The following is a 13227-nucleotide window of genomic DNA, read 5'->3' on the forward strand; positions in this document are numbered from 1 at the left end:
ACATATCTCCGCATTCGGAGAAACAGGCAGGAAAATGGTCATATATTTGCGCATCGCGGCCTTGAAGGCTGAAGCGCAGCAAAGGATGGCACATGAATATTGCAGCTCCACTCACCAATCCCGCTTCGGCCTATTCGCAGAAAGTCTTCGTGCTCCAGGGAGGCGGCGCTCTCGGCTCCTATCAGGCGGGCGCATTCGAAGCGCTCCGAGAACAGAATATCGAACCCGACTGGATCGCCGGCATCTCGATCGGCGCGATCAATGCCTCGATCATGGCCGGCAATGTGCCGGGAGAGCGGCTCAAGGCGCTGCGCTCCTTTTGGAACAAGGTCGGCATCCAGCTCCCGGTCGACGTGCTGATGGAACAGCAGCGCCAGAGCACCGCTTTCTATCGCACGGTCAGCAGCTGGTGGGTGTCGACCTTCGGCGTCCCCGGCTTCTTTTCGCCCTGGCAGATTCCATCCTGGTTCCAGGCGCCTGGTTCCAAGGGCGCGACCAGCATCTACGACACCGAGCAATTGCGGCAGACGCTGCTCGACCATGTCGATTTCGACCGAATCAATCACGGCCCGGTGCGGCTCAGCCTCGGTGCGGTCAATGTGCGCACCGGCAACTTCGCCTTTTTCGACAATAAGGACACCAAGATCACGCCGGAACACGTAATGGCGAGCGGCGCCCTGCCGCCGGGCTTTCCGGCGATCAAGATCGGCGGCGAGCAATACTGGGACGGCGGCCTGGTTTCGAACACGCCGCTGGGCTACGTGCTCAGCAACGGCGCGGGCGTCGATACCGTGGTGTTTCAGGTCGATCTCTTCAGCGCCGTCGGCAATCTGCCGCAGGATCTCGAAGAAGTCGAGGAGCGGCGCAAGGACATCACCTATTCGAGCCGCACCCGACTGAACACCGACCTCTTCCTGGAGCGCCACCGCCTGAGGCGCGCCATATCCGAACTTTATGCCCGCCTTCCCGATGAGGCCAAGGCCGACCCCGAAATCCAGAAGCTGCAGGTGCATAGCTGCGACTATAGCGTCACCATCATCCACCTGATCTATCGCAACAAGCAGTTCCGCTCACATTCCAAGGACTACGAGTTCTCAGCGCTTTCGATGCGCGAGCATTGGGACGCGGGCTTGCGCGACGGCCGCAAGGCATTGGCTCCGCAGGAATGGCGCGTGCCGCCCAAGGCCGAGGAAGGGCTGAAGGTCTATGATCTCGATCAGAGGACGCGCTCGCGCAAGCATGCTCTCTGAAAAACGGCACGAAGAAGCCCGGCCATTCTGACCGGGCTTTCGATTGCGGGTACCGATGTCAATATCAGTTGGTCGCAGCAGCCGGCGCGGCGTTCGGATCCGGCAGCGGCACCTGCGTATCGGCAAGCGTGCGCAGATAGGCGATCACGTTGGCGCGATCCTCTTCCTTGGGCAGGCCGGCAAAGCCCATTGCCGTTCCGGCAACGAACTTCTTCGGAGCAGCGAGGAAGTGATAGAGATGATCGTAAGTCCACTTTTCCGAGCCGCCCTTGGAGAAGTCCTTCATGCCGGAGGAATAGGCAAAGCCCTCATGCTCGCCGACCGGGCGATCGACGATGCCCCAGAGATCCGGGCCGACCTTGTTCGGTCCGCCTTTTTCCCCGGAATGACAGGCTTGACACTTCTTGAAGATCGTTTCACCGACCTTGGCATCAGCCTTCTGCAAGAGCTGGGCGATCGGCGTATCCGGCTTGGCGGCCGCGGCCTTGTCGCCTGCAGCCGGCTCCTCGGCCGCGACGATGGCGAAACCGGGCTTTTCCGGTGCCTCTGAATGGAAAATAAATCCTGACGCGAGCGACACGGACTTCAACACGAACAGCGTGGCCAAAAGTGCCCCGACTCCCATGTTCACGTAGGATGAATTCATCTGCTATGCTCCCCTCGCCACCAGCATCCTCTGCCGGCCCATCTTGAATTCGCGCGAAACCTATGTCTTTTGGCTGTTTCTTGCAACTCTGTAAACCGCCTCCACCATGAGACGTTTTGACACTTTTCCCGCGGGAATAGAAGGCCCAAGAATGACAGATTCAAATTTAGACAAGACCCTGGTCCTCATTCCCGCCCGCATGGCTTCCACTCGCCTGCCGGGCAAGCCGCTCGCGGATATTTGCGGCCTTCCCATGATCGTACAGGTTGCCAAGCGTGCGCGCGAGGCGGCGATCGGTCGCATCGTCGTCGCCGTCGATCACGAGGATACCTATGCCGCCGTTGCCAATGCCGGCTTCGAAGTCGTCATGACGCGTAGGGATCATCAATCGGGCTCGGACCGCATCTATGAGGCGCTGCAGGCCGTCGATCCCGAAGGCCGCGCCGAAATCATCGTCAATGTCCAGGGCGACCTTCCCACAATCGATCCCGAAACCATCCGCGCATCGCTGCGTCCGCTCGAAAATCCGGCCGTCGACATTGCCACGCTGACCGTCGAGATCAAGGACGAGGAAGAAAAGACGGCGCCGAGCGTCGTCAAGGTGGTCGGTTCGGCCATTTCGGACAATCGCCTGCGGGCGCTCTATTTCACCCGGACGACCGCGCCCTACGGCAATGGTCCGCTCTATCACCATATCGGCCTTTATGCCTATCGTCGCGCGGCGCTCGCAAAATTCGTCAGCCTCGGCCCATCGCCGCTGGAACTGCGCGAATCGCTGGAGCAGCTGCGGGCGCTGGAAGCCGGCATGCGCATCGACGTCGAGATCGTTGACACGATCCCACTCGGTGTCGATACTCCCGCCGACCTCGAAAAGGCTCGCCGTATCCTTTCCGCCGCTTCTCTCTGACGGCACTCCCCAAAGGCAGTCCCATGATCACCAAGACCAACAAGATCTCCTTCCAGGGCGACTACGGCGCCAATTCCGACATGGCCTGCCGTGACATGTTCCCGACCATGGAGCCGCTGCCCTGCCAAACCTTCGAGGACGCCTTCACCGCGATCGACAACGGCGAAGCCGATCTCGGCATGATTCCGATCGAGAACACCATTGCCGGGCGCGTCGCCGACATTCACCACCTGCTGCCGGAATCGCGACTGCATATCGTCGGCGAATATTTCATGCCGATTCGCTTCCAGCTGATGGTGCTGCCTGGAGTGACCAAGGAAGAGATCCGCACGGTGCACAGCCACATCCATGCGCTCGGCCAGTGCCGCAAGATCGTGCGCGCCAACGGCTGGAAGCCGGTCATCGCCGGCGATACGGCGGGTGCGGCCAAGCTGGTGCAGGAAACCGGCGACCGCAGCATGGCGGCGCTGGCGCCACGGCTTGCGGCCGACCTTTATGGCCTTGAAATCATCGCCGAGAATGTCGAGGACACCGAAGACAACATGACGCGCTTCGTCGTTTTGTCGCGCAACGAGACCTGGGCGGAACGCAACGCGCCGGACGAAAAAATCGTCACCACTTTCGTCTTCAACGTCCGCAACATTCCCGCCGCGCTCTACAAGGCGCTCGGCGGCTTCGCCACCAACGGCATCAACATGACGAAGCTCGAAAGCTACCAGCTCGGCGGCCGTTTTGTCGCAACGCAATTCTATGCCGATATCGAAGGCCATCCCGCCGATGCGCATGTGCGCCGCGCGCTGGAAGAACTGCGCTTCTTCTCGGAAAAAGTCCGCATCCTCGGCGTCTACAAGGGGCATCCGATGCGGGGCGATCTCTAAGTCCGGTCGTGTCGGAAGCCACCTCGTGGTTCGAGGCACCACCGTTTTCGCTGCGCTCCCACGGCAGTGCCCCTCACCATGAGGTGGAGTGCCTTCTGTGGCGGCACAAAAGATCAGTCCTCATGGTGAGGTGCGAAAGCACCCTGAGCCTGTCGAAGGGCTGCAGCCTCGAACCACGAGGGCGGATGGCGATACCGCTGCGCTTCCACCGTCAGCTATTCCGCAGCCTTGGTAACGACCTCAATGCGATGGCCGTCCGGATCGATGACGAAGGCGGCAAAATAATTCGGGCCATAGTGAGGCCGAAGACCCGGTGCCCCATTGTCCACGCCGCCGTGAGCCAGCGCAGCCTCATAAAACGACGAAACGGCTTCGCGGCCTGGTGCGGCAAAGGCGAGATGAAAGCCGGAGCCGGGAGCTCGAGCGTCCTTGCTCCGCAATTTGATGGCGAACTTGTCGCCGCCGCCTGCTGGGCCATATCCGATCGCTTGGTCGGGATTGCCTGGGTTTAGGTCTTCCCAAACCCGCACATAGCCAAGCGGTGCAAATGCGGCATCATAGAATGCAGCGGCTTTCTCGATATCTGCGACACCGAATGAAATGTGATGCAGCAATTGCGCCTTCCGTAGCTCTCTGGGTTATCGATCAGTCTCTTCCGCAAATGCCGCAAGTCAACTCGAATAATGGACGATTTGCCCCTCATCCGGCCTGTCGGCCACCTTCTCCCCGCGCGGGGAGAAGGGGATAGGTGCATCCACAGCCTTCCTTCCATCACAGCGCCCGGCGAGGGTTCGCTGTCGTCCCTCTCCCCGCGAGCGGGGAGAGGGCTAGGGTGAGGTGCAAGCCACACGCCTGGCAGCTTATTTATCCGGCTCACAAACCCGGAGCCGATGACCGTCGGGATCGAGGACGACGAAGGTCGGGCCGAAATCCATCGTCGTCAGTTCCTGCGCAATCGGCAGGCCACGCGCCTTCCAATCCTTGTAGTGCTGTTCGACGGCGCCTGCGCCTTCGACCATGAAGCCCAGTTCGCCGCGATTGCCGATGGCGGAGGGCTGCGGTTCGACGCTGCTGCGACGCCACAGGCCAAGGCTGAAGCCGTTGTTGAGCGAGAAAGCCACGAAATTCGGCGAGGCGAAGGCCGGCTCGTGACCGAGCAGGTCACGGTAGAACGGCGTGCTCTCGGCAGGATCCTTGACATAAAAGATGATGAGGTTGGGGTTGGTCATCGGGATATTCCTTTGGTTTTGAGGGATATGAGGGCGAGCATATGCGGTCCGGCAAGCTGGGCGAAGCTTGCCGGCGGAAGGCGAGTTGAGCGTGTCGGAAGTTAGGCTGTGAGTCGGCGGTGCGGTTAGTGCATCCGCTCTTCCTCGCGGTAAGGGGCGCGTCCGTCCAGGAAGCCCAGATCGCGCTTCACGGAATTCGGCGTTTCCTCGATATCGAGGCGGTTCCAGCGACGGGTGAAATAGCCAAGCGCAATCTGCGAGAGGCGAGCCAGCGGTGCCGATATTGAAACATCATTGCCCTTGCCGGATTCGACCCCACCGCGCTGCACTTGTTTCGTAGTGATGAAAACGTTGCTTGCCATGATCGGTCCTCCCATCCTGCTTGGATGGTGCCGATAATAGCCAAGCCTACTGACAGTTTCTGGCAGTAGTGTTGGTGTCGAGGTCAGTTGTGGACGACTCCCTCCCGGGCGTGCCATTCCCTGGCCAAGGCGACGCGGCGGCGTGGATAGCGTGCCTCCAGAACCGCGAAATCGACGATACGGTCGGCGCGGAAATGACGAAAATCCTGGCGCAGTTCACACCAGGCCATGATGATGCGCGAATTGTCGAAATAGCCTAGCGCGAAGGGCCAGATGCGCCGGGTCGAAATGGAGCCGTTCACATCGCCATAGGTCAGCTGCACCATGCGCTCCGTGCGGATCGCCTTGCGCATGAGGGAAAGATCGGTCCTGTCCTCGGTGATGCGGCGCGTCGCGACGACCACCGCTGCCTGATCGACCTCGTCGCGCATCTCGGCCGGCAGCACCGCGGCGATCTTGGCAAGTGCATCCGCGCCCGCTGCCGCCAGTCGCGCGTCGGTAGCACGCGCCACCCACCGGGACCCCAGCACCAGCGCTTCGATCTCGTCCTGCGAAAACATCATCGGCGGCAGCATGAAGCCAGGCTTCAGAACATAGCCGATGCCCGGCTCGCCTTCGATCATGGCGCCCTGTGTCTGCAGGCTCGCGATATCGCGATAGAGCGTGCGGAGGCTGACGCCGGTTTCCTCCGCCAGAACAGCACCGCTGACCGGGCGGCGGTAGCGCCTAAGCGTCTGCAGCAGCGTCAACAAGCGTTCCGAGCGTGCCATGGCAGGCAAAGACCTATCGTTTCCATTCCACCCAGTCGCGCATCAGGCGATGGGCAATGGCCCCCTTGGGCGGGGACGTGTTGCCGGAGGCGGAGACTCGATCGAGCATGGCAAGCGTTTCTTCGGGCGTGAACCAGCGGCAGTCCTCGAGCTCGGCTTCGTCCATGTGAATCTCCGTCGACTTCGCCTCGGCATAGCAGCCGATCATCAGCGAGTGCGGCATCGGCCAGGGCTGTGACGCATGATAGCGCACGCGGCCGGTTTGGATGCCGGATTCCTCGTGCGTCTCGCGGCGCACGGCATTCTCGATTGTTTCGCCCGGCTCGACGAAACCGGCCAGACAGGAATACATGCCGGGCGCAAAATGGTGGCTGCGGCCGAGCAGGCAGCGATTCCGTTCCTCATCGACCGTCAGCATGATGACGACCGGGTCGGTACGCGGGAAGATCACGTGTTCACAGGCCGTGCAGACCCGCTTGTAGCCGCCGATGCGGCTTTCCATGACGGAGCCGCACCGCCCGCAGAAGCGGTTGTCGCTGTTCCAGCGGATGAGGCTCATGCCCTGCGCCGCCTCGCCGAGGATTTCGCCCTCCAGCAAGAGGTCGCGCCAGAGCGAGCGCATGTCGGCCGGCTTGTACTGGCTCGCGAGCTCGTCGGCATTGATGCGTACCGGCACAGCCAGCCGCGGCTCGCCGGTCCTGCGGTAGCCGAGCAGCACGGCGGCCTCCCAATCCGGATCGAGTTCCTGCAACTCGTAGCGGGCAAACAGCGGATCGAGCACCTGGCCGTCGTGCTTCAAGACCAGCTGCTCCTTGGCAAAGGCCAGGATATGCGTGCCTTCCTTGGCCAGCGCCTGCTTGATCGATTCCTCGTCGCGATGCTCGGCATCCCGGTTAAGCTGATTTTCCGCAAAGGCGGTGAGACTGCTGGCTTCCGGATGGGGCGCATCCGAGGAAAAGATGGAATGGCTCATTGTGAAAGCGTGTCCCGCAACTTGGCTATGAAGCTGTTCATATCTTCGTCCGAATAGGGCTCCGCCTTGCCGTGACCCCAGATCGGGCCGGGCCAGTTTGCGTCCCCTTCGAACCGCGCAATCACATGAACATGAAGCTGACGGACGATATTTCCAAGAGCCCCGACGTTGATTTTTGTCGCCCCTGTCAGCGTCTTCAGGGCGCTCGCGACCTTCTCGGTCTCGAAAGTGAGCAAAATCTGGTCGAGCGGTGTCAACTCGAATATTTCCGATTTATCGGGCCGGCGGGGCACCAGCAGAAGCCACGGCCAACGGCTATCCTTCATCAGGCGCACGTCGCAAAGGCCTGTCATCACGACGGAAACGCTGTCATTCGCCAGTCTCTCGTCGAGAGCGAAGTCTTTCAAGGGGCATCCTCCATTGTTTTATCAAATGTTTAGCAGTTTTTTTTGACCTTGGCTTGCTTTTGATGGCGATATTGCCGATATGTGCATCCGGGAGGTTGGTGGTGGACGAGCCACTCGCCAACCGGGTCAGGTCCGGAAGGAAGCAGCCCTAACGAGCCCGGCACGGGTCATCGTGCCAGCCTCCCACCCTTTCCGAAAGCAAGACCCGGCTTTCTGCGGGCAACAGCAGGGCGATGAGCGACAGCGAGCGACAAGCAAAAGATGCCGCCTCGACCGGCACCGGTTACCGGGTGCTGGCCCGCAAGTACAGGCCCAAGGACTTCACAGATCTTATGGTCGGCCAGGAGCCGATGGTCCGCACGCTCACCAACGCGTTCGAGACCGGGCGCATCGCGCAGGCCTACATGCTGACCGGCGTGCGCGGCGTCGGCAAGACGACGACCGCCCGCATCCTTGCCCGTGCACTCAACTACAAGACATCGGACATCGATCGCCCAACGATCGATCTGCGCGAGCCAGGCGAGCATTGCCAGGCGATCATGGAAGGCCGGCATGTCGATGTCATCGAGATGGACGCCGCCTCCCATACGGGTATCGACGACATCCGTGAGATCATCGAGCAGGTGCGCTACCGGCCGGTATCGGCGCGCTACAAGGTCTACATCATCGACGAAGTGCACATGCTGTCGACGGCCGCCTTCAACGGCCTGTTGAAGACGCTGGAAGAACCCCCCGAGCATGTGAAATTCATCTTCGCCACGACAGAAATCCGCAAGGTGCCGATCACGGTCCTGTCGCGCTGCCAGCGCTTCGACCTGCGCCGCATCAGCGCGTCCGATCTTGTGGGACTGTTCACCACCATCGCCGGCAAGGAAGGCATCGAGGTGGAGCCGGAAGCGCTCGCCATGATCGCCCGGGCCGCCGAAGGCTCGGCGCGCGACGGTCTGTCGCTGCTCGACCAGGCGATCGCCCACGGCAGCGGTTTTGTTGCAGCCGATGCCGTGCGCTCGATGCTGGGACTTGCCGATCGCGCCCGCATCGTCGATCTCTTCGGCCACATCGTCAAAGGCGATGTTTCGTCCGCCTTGGCTGAGTTCAACAGCCAGTATGAGGCCGGCGCCAACCCCGTCGTCGTGCTGACCGACCTTGCCGATTTCACCCATCTCGTCACCCGCCTGAAATATGTGCCCGATGCCGCCGACGATCCGTCGCTGAGCGAAGTCGAGCGCATAAAAGCGTTGGAGTTTGCGCAGGGCGTGGCGGTGACGGCACTGTCGCGCATCTGGCAGATGCTTCTGAAGGGCATAGCCGAGACCGAGAACGCGTCGCGGACTGCCGGTGCTGCCGAAATGGTATTGATCCGGCTGGCGCATGCCGCGCATCTGCCCGCACCGGAAGATGCCGCGCGCAGGCTTGTGGAATTTTCTGATGGCAATGGCGGTGCTCGCCCACCGTCGGCATCCCCCATCGGCAGCGGCGGAGGGACACCGGTTTCCTACCAGGGCACTGCCATGGCGAGAGCCGTCGAAACACCAGCGCCACGACCCGCGCCCTCGGCGCCGGTTGCCATGTTGCGTTCGGTGCCGAATACGCAGCCGGATTCGGCACCCGTGGGACGCATCGAGCCGAGGCCGACCGAAGCGCCAAAGCCGCTCGTGCCGATCAATTCGATGACCGATATCGCCGAGCTTGCCGGCCAGAAGCGCGATCCGAAGCTGAAGGTGCTGGTGCGCACCTTCGTGCGCCCCGTACGGCTGGAGCCGGGCCGGCTCGACGTCAGCCTGACATCAGGCGCTCCCGGCACACTGCTGAACGAGCTTGCCGTCAAGCTGAAGGAATGGACCGGCATCCACTGGATCGTCAGTCTCAGCCGCGACGAAGGCGAGCCGACGCTGGTGGAAGCCGAAGCGAACGCGCAGAAGCAGCGGGTTGCCGATGCGCGGCAGGACCCCGATGTCGCGGCGATCCTGTCGCAATTTCCCGGTGCAAAGATCATCGACGTACGCGTGCGGGCACCGGAGACGGAAGAAGAGGAGGAGCAGACAACCGCTCCAGCCATCGCAGAATCCGTCGACGGGGATATTCTGCCGGGCGACGACATAGAATTCTAGGAGTAGGATGAACGGCAGCGGAACCGCATGGGCTCGACGCCTGGAGCGGCCTTCGCATCCCATCCTCACCAATTACGCTGACGATACGCAAAAGAAGGACCAATGACGATGCGTGACATCATGGGCATGATGGGCAAAGTGAAGGAAATGCAGGCCAAGATGGAGAAGATGCAGTCGGAAATCGCCGACATTCGCGTCGAAGGCAAGGCCGGCGGCGGCCTCGTCACCGTCACCGTCAACGGCAAGAGCCAGATGCTGGGCATCAAGATCGATCCGTCACTCTTCAAGGAAGACGATGTCGAGATCCTCGAAGACCTGATCGTCGCCGCCAACAAGGATGCCCAGGAAAAGGCCGAGGCGATCGCCGCCGACAAGACCCGCGAGCTGACCGCCGGCCTGCCGATCCCGCCCGGTTTCAAGCTGCCTTTCTAAGATCGGCGCCCAAAGGCTCCCTCACCGGGCGATCGTCTTGCGGATCAATTCGCGGCCGATCGGCTTTACCGGTTCGTTCCGCAGCACCAGCGACGTCGTCACCGCGCCATGGCGGGCGATGGAATCGACGATGGTTTCAAGGTTGGCGGCTGTCGGCACGAGGACCTTGAGCAGGAAACAATCCTCCCCCGTCAATCTGAGAACTTCGATGATCTCGGGCATTTCCGAAAACTGCTTCAGGCACGGACGGATATGCTCATGCGAGGTGCGCAGCCGGATGACCGCCATCATGCCGAGCCCGACCGTAGCGGGATCGACGACGGCACGATAGCCTGCGATCACACCTCGCTCTTCCAGCCGCTTCAACCGCTCCGATGCCGCCGGCTGCGAAAGGCCGACGCGGCGACCGAGTTCCGATACCGAGATCCTTCCATCCCGCTGCAGGATCTCGATCATCGACATGTCAGTCGGGTCCAACTCCTTCTCGGCGCTTTCCATTTTCCACCTTTAATTCATCGGTTGGAGAAGATTTTATCCAATGGATTGCAATGTCAATTGCTTGAGCGACGTGTCAGTTTTTCTCCACCAGATAGCGAGAGAGGACAGAGATGAGCGATATCATCATGCTGCCGGGGCTTGGTGGCTCCGACGGAGATCATTGGCAGACCTTGTGGGAGCGGCAGGATCCGCGCATACGGCGATTCCAGCCATCGAGCTGGGACAGACCGACGCTCACAGACTGGATCGAAGCGCTCGAACGGGAGATCGCCCGCTCGAAAACGCCGCCGATCCTGATCGCTCATAGTCTTGCCTGCCAGCTGATCGCGCATTGGGCACCCGTCCAGAAAGCGCCGATCCTTGGTGCCTTCGTTGTCGCGCCACCCGATCCGACCGGTGAGGTCTATCTGACTGGGGCCGGCAGTTTCGCCAATCCGCCGCGGCAACGGCTGCCGTTTCCGTCCATGCTCGTCACCAGCACCAACGATCCCTACGGCCCCTACGATTATTCCCGGGATAGCGCCGAAATCTGGGGCAGCGAGTTTATGAGTGTGGGGCCACTCGGTCATATCAATTCAGCATCCGGGCTGAGCGATTGGCCTGAGGGCAAGGCACTCCTCGAGCGATTTCGCGCGCAACTCGGCTGAGGAGGACATCGGGAATTTGGAAAACGGCAGCCAGGGTGCTATTTCTGGGTGTCTTCCATATGCCTTCTGGCCTACCCGATCGGAGAGAATGCGATGAGCCTGTCGATGCTGCTTGTTTTTGCCGGTGCACTGTTCATCGCGGCCGGATCGCCGGGGCCGAACATCGCAGCACTCGTAGCACGCGTGCTCACCAAGGGCGCCCGCAATGTGTTGCCCTTTCTCTCCGCCATGTGGCTGGGCGAAGCGATCTGGCTGACCTGCGCCGTTGCGGGCCTTGCGACCATCGCCGAAACCTTCCACTGGGCCTTCGTGGTGATCAAATGGCTTGGCGTCGCCTATCTTCTCTATCTCGCCTGGAAAATGTGGTTTGCGGCCTCGGACACGGCAGAGGAACAGCTGCCGGACGAACCATCAGCCGCGCGGCTTTTCCTCGCCGGCTTCACGGTGACCATGGGCAACCCGAAGATCATGGTGTTCTACGTGGCACTGCTGCCCTCGATCATCGATCTTCATGCCGTCACCCTTTCCGGCTGGGCCGAGCTCGTGGCGACGATGTTCGTGGTGCTTGTTGTCATCGATCTTTCCTGGGCAATGCTTGCGGCAAAGGCGAGGACGTTCCTGAAGAGCCGCCGCGCCGTCCGCATCGCCAATCGCGCCAGCGCCGGCACCATGGCGGGTGCTGCCGTGGCGATCGCCATGCGGTGAGCCTAGAGATTACCGGCGTCGCCCTCGAGCATGGCCCTCAGCTTGTAGTGAATGGGCGCAGCCAGATAACGCGCTCGATCCTGCCGCGATAGTTGCCTGCCGAAAGTCGCCATCATTTCCGGCATGGTGACGGGGCTGCCTGCATAGGGAACGTAGGTCACGACGGCGCCCGCTGCTAGGGTGCCGCCTTGCACGACACGACAGTAGATGCCGGGGCGCCCCGCACGCGTATAGCGTCTCACGAATTTGGGATCACCCATCTTCGCGGCGAAGGTCGCGCAGGGAATACGGGCCGAGGTGGCCTCCAGAACAAGATTGCCGGCTATGAATCTATCGCCGACGGCGACTGCGCAATTGTCGAGCCCTTCGATGACGAGATTTTCGCCGAACGTGCCGGGCTCCAGAGGGCGCCCGAGTTCTTTCGCCCACCAATCCAGCGTCAACGATCCCTCGACATAGACGGCCTGGTCGCGGCCGCCGTGATGCTCGCGATTGCAGATCGCATCGCCGATCAGACCTTCCTCGTCGATCATGACGCCGCCGCTCACGGCATGCTTGTTGATGCCGGTCCTGCTTTTCCTGCCGGGCAGCGTTTCGGCGGCGCCGACGCAAATGGCCAGAATTTTCATCGGCCAATCATCCCTTCCGTGATTCCGTTCCTTGAGCTTATGGGCTAAAAGCCTCCCATGGCAAAGCGAGTCACCGGCCCCGAAATCGAAAAACTCATCCAGCTTCTGGCGAAAGTGCCGGGGCTTGGGCCTCGCTCGGCGCGGCGCGCGGCTCTGCACCTGATCAAGAAGAAGGACCAGCTGCTCGGGCCGCTTTCCCACGCCATGGGCGAAGCCTATGACAAGGTGAAGATCTGCTCCCGCTGCGGCAATGTCGATACCGTCGATCCCTGCACCGTGTGCACCGACGACCACCGCGACCAGTCCGTCATCATCGTCGTCGAGGATGTGTCCGATCTCTGGGCGCTGGAGCGGGCCGGCGCAATGAATGCCGCCTACCATGTGCTCGGCGGCGTGCTGTCGCCGCTCGATGGCGTCGGCCCCGACGATCTCAATATTCGCGGACTGATCGCGCGGGTCGCCGAAGGCGGCGTCCGCGAGATCATCATCGCCGTCAACGCCACGGTGGAAGGCCAAACCACAGCACACTATATAACCGACCAGCTTGCCGGTCTTGAGATCAAGATCACCCGGCTGGCCCATGGGGTGCCGGTAGGAGGCGAGCTCGATTATCTCGACGAAGGCACGCTGACGGCGGCGCTGCGGGCGCGGACGGCGATTTGAGGAGAGGCAGAGCATGAGGAGAGTGCGCACCCCCCTCTATCACTTCGTGACATCTCCCCGACAGGGGTGGAGATTGGTAACCCGGAGCTCTGTCTTCACCAAACAATCAGCTGCTGCATC

17 protein-coding genes and 1 other RNA gene are annotated in these 13227 nt (G+C 61.5%); 9 read left to right on the top strand and 9 right to left on the bottom strand.

Annotated features, from left to right (window positions below):
- Window positions 1-92: 92 nt before the first annotated feature.
- Window positions 93-1250: a patatin-like phospholipase family protein gene (locus tag GA0061101_RS29505; RefSeq protein ID WP_047640558.1), complete on the top strand. Its 1158-nt coding sequence runs from the start codon at window positions 93-95 to the stop codon at window positions 1248-1250.
- Window positions 1251-1314: 64 nt separating this feature from the next.
- Here GA0061101_RS29505 and GA0061101_RS29510 read toward each other — a convergent pair whose 3' ends face one another.
- The gene (locus tag GA0061101_RS29510) at window positions 1315-1896 is read right to left on the bottom strand and encodes a c-type cytochrome (protein ID WP_037199255.1); all 582 of its coding nucleotides are present in this window, start codon (window positions 1894-1896) and stop codon (window positions 1315-1317) included.
- 151 nt (window positions 1897-2047) lie between these two features.
- Here GA0061101_RS29510 and GA0061101_RS29515 point away from each other — a divergent pair, with 151 nt between their 5' ends.
- Window positions 2048-2803 carry a 3-deoxy-manno-octulosonate cytidylyltransferase gene (locus GA0061101_RS29515; RefSeq protein ID WP_047640552.1) on the top strand — a complete coding sequence of 252 codons (756 nt, stop codon included), beginning with the start codon at window positions 2048-2050 and terminating at the stop codon, window positions 2801-2803.
- 23 nt (window positions 2804-2826) lie between these two features.
- Entirely contained in the window at window positions 2827-3681 is an 855-nt protein-coding gene (locus GA0061101_RS29520) for a prephenate dehydratase (RefSeq protein ID WP_037199257.1), read from the top strand.
- Between the two features lie 215 nt (window positions 3682-3896).
- Here GA0061101_RS29520 and GA0061101_RS29525 read toward each other — a convergent pair whose 3' ends face one another.
- The 6 genes from GA0061101_RS29525 to GA0061101_RS29550 form a co-directional block, all read right to left on the bottom strand.
- Entirely contained in the window at window positions 3897-4295 is a 399-nt protein-coding gene (locus GA0061101_RS29525; RefSeq protein ID WP_037199258.1) for a VOC family protein, read from the bottom strand.
- A gap of 246 nt (window positions 4296-4541) precedes the next feature.
- A complete protein-coding gene (locus GA0061101_RS29530) occupies window positions 4542-4910 on the bottom strand; it encodes a VOC family protein (RefSeq protein ID WP_037199259.1) in 369 nt (122 codons plus the stop codon).
- 125 nt (window positions 4911-5035) lie between these two features.
- Window positions 5036-5272 (bottom strand): hypothetical protein, encoded by a 237-nt coding sequence (locus tag GA0061101_RS29535; RefSeq protein ID WP_047640550.1) that lies wholly within the window; start codon window positions 5270-5272, stop codon window positions 5036-5038.
- A gap of 83 nt (window positions 5273-5355) precedes the next feature.
- Window positions 5356-6042, bottom strand: a complete 687-nt coding sequence (locus GA0061101_RS29540) for a helix-turn-helix transcriptional regulator (RefSeq protein WP_037199261.1) — start codon at window positions 6040-6042, stop codon at window positions 5356-5358.
- A 13-nt stretch (window positions 6043-6055) separates the two neighbouring features.
- A complete protein-coding gene (gene nudC, locus GA0061101_RS29545) occupies window positions 6056-7015 on the bottom strand; it encodes an NAD(+) diphosphatase (protein WP_037199262.1) in 960 nt (319 codons plus the stop codon).
- Entirely contained in the window at window positions 7012-7422 is a 411-nt protein-coding gene (locus tag GA0061101_RS29550) for an HIT family protein (protein ID WP_037199263.1), read from the bottom strand. The genes nudC and GA0061101_RS29550 overlap by 4 nt, the downstream gene beginning before the upstream one ends.
- 90 nt (window positions 7423-7512) lie before the next feature.
- Between GA0061101_RS29550 and ffs the strand changes: the two genes are divergently transcribed.
- The 3 genes from ffs (at window position 7513) to GA0061101_RS29565 (ending at window position 9965) form a co-directional block, all read left to right on the top strand.
- An RNA gene (ffs, locus tag GA0061101_RS29555) (signal recognition particle sRNA small type) lies at window positions 7513-7609 on the top strand.
- Between the two features lie 46 nt (window positions 7610-7655).
- Entirely contained in the window at window positions 7656-9533 is a 1878-nt protein-coding gene (locus GA0061101_RS29560) for a DNA polymerase III subunit gamma/tau (RefSeq protein WP_092576492.1), read from the top strand.
- 108 nt (window positions 9534-9641) lie between these two features.
- On the top strand, window positions 9642-9965 hold the full coding sequence (locus GA0061101_RS29565; protein WP_037199350.1) for a YbaB/EbfC family nucleoid-associated protein: 324 nt from the start codon (window positions 9642-9644) through the stop codon (window positions 9963-9965).
- 21 nt (window positions 9966-9986) lie between these two features.
- Here the strand turns inward: GA0061101_RS29565 and GA0061101_RS29570 are convergent, their stop codons facing one another.
- A complete protein-coding gene (locus tag GA0061101_RS29570) occupies window positions 9987-10463 on the bottom strand; it encodes an Lrp/AsnC family transcriptional regulator (RefSeq protein WP_047561139.1) in 477 nt (158 codons plus the stop codon).
- Between the two features lie 110 nt (window positions 10464-10573).
- Between GA0061101_RS29570 and GA0061101_RS29575 the strand changes: the two genes are divergently transcribed.
- On the top strand, window positions 10574-11110 hold the full coding sequence (locus tag GA0061101_RS29575) for an RBBP9/YdeN family alpha/beta hydrolase (protein WP_092576495.1): 537 nt from the start codon (window positions 10574-10576) through the stop codon (window positions 11108-11110).
- A 93-nt stretch (window positions 11111-11203) separates the two neighbouring features.
- Entirely contained in the window at window positions 11204-11815 is a 612-nt protein-coding gene (locus tag GA0061101_RS29580; RefSeq protein WP_037199268.1) for a LysE family translocator, read from the top strand.
- Between the two features lie 2 nt (window positions 11816-11817).
- On the opposite strand, the gene GA0061101_RS29585 is transcribed toward GA0061101_RS29580, so the two are convergent.
- Entirely contained in the window at window positions 11818-12444 is a 627-nt protein-coding gene (locus GA0061101_RS29585; RefSeq protein ID WP_092576498.1) for an MOSC domain-containing protein, read from the bottom strand.
- A gap of 57 nt (window positions 12445-12501) precedes the next feature.
- Here GA0061101_RS29585 and recR point away from each other — a divergent pair, with 57 nt between their 5' ends.
- Complete coding sequence (recR, locus tag GA0061101_RS29590) at window positions 12502-13107, top strand: recombination mediator RecR (protein ID WP_037199271.1); 606 nt, start codon at window positions 12502-12504, stop codon at window positions 13105-13107.
- Window positions 13108-13227 lie beyond the last annotated feature (120 nt).

The organism is Martinezella lusitana, assembly GCF_900094565.1.
Classification (GTDB): domain Bacteria; phylum Pseudomonadota; class Alphaproteobacteria; order Rhizobiales; family Rhizobiaceae; genus Rhizobium; species Rhizobium lusitanum.